At 64.5% G+C, this 586-nt stretch carries 1 protein-coding gene; it reads right to left on the bottom strand.

Features of this window, described 5'->3' with window-relative positions; all coding sequences use genetic code 11:
- Positions 1-537, bottom strand: a 537-nt coding sequence (locus tag EOA60_RS36325; protein ID WP_206628466.1) for a YgcG family protein, incomplete at its 3' end; no start/stop codon positions are given.
- Between the last annotated feature and the right edge of the window lie 49 nt (positions 538-586).

Below are 586 nucleotides of genomic sequence, written 5' to 3' on the forward strand. Positions count from 1 at the left end.
GTTGAACGGCGCCTGCTCGTTACGCTTGCCGCGCGCCTCCAGCTCCTCCGGATTGCCCTCCAGCACCATGATCATGTCGTCGACGGCTTTGCTGATGCCGCCGGAGAAGTCCCCGGCGCGGAAGGCCGGCACCATGTCGTTCTCGATGATCAGCTTGGTGTGCAGGTCGGTCAGCGTGCCTTCCAGCCCATAGCCGACCTCGATGCGCATCTTGCGATCATTCGGCGCAACCAGGAGAAGAACACCATTGTTCTCTTTGGCCTGGCCGAGCTTCCAGAAGCGGAACAGCCGGTTGGCGTAGGGCTCGATCTCCTCGCCGCCGAGGGTGGGGATGGTCGCGACGACGATCTGGTCGGAGCCTTTCTTCTCGAAATCGGCGAGTTTCTGGGTCAGCGCCGCGCGCGTGCCGGCGTCGATAATGCCGGCATTGTCGACGACACGGCCAGTGAGCGGGGGCAGGTCGGCGGCAAGGGCGGCAAAGGCGAGGAGGAGGCAGAAGATGCTCAGCAAAACGCCGATGAAGGCATTCCGTCCCACCCCCCTCTGGCCTGCCGGCCATCTCCCCCGCAGGGGGGGAGATTGGATG

The organism is Mesorhizobium sp. M1A.F.Ca.IN.020.06.1.1 (genome assembly GCF_004023265.1).
Taxonomy (GTDB): Bacteria; Pseudomonadota; Alphaproteobacteria; order Rhizobiales; family Rhizobiaceae; genus Mesorhizobium.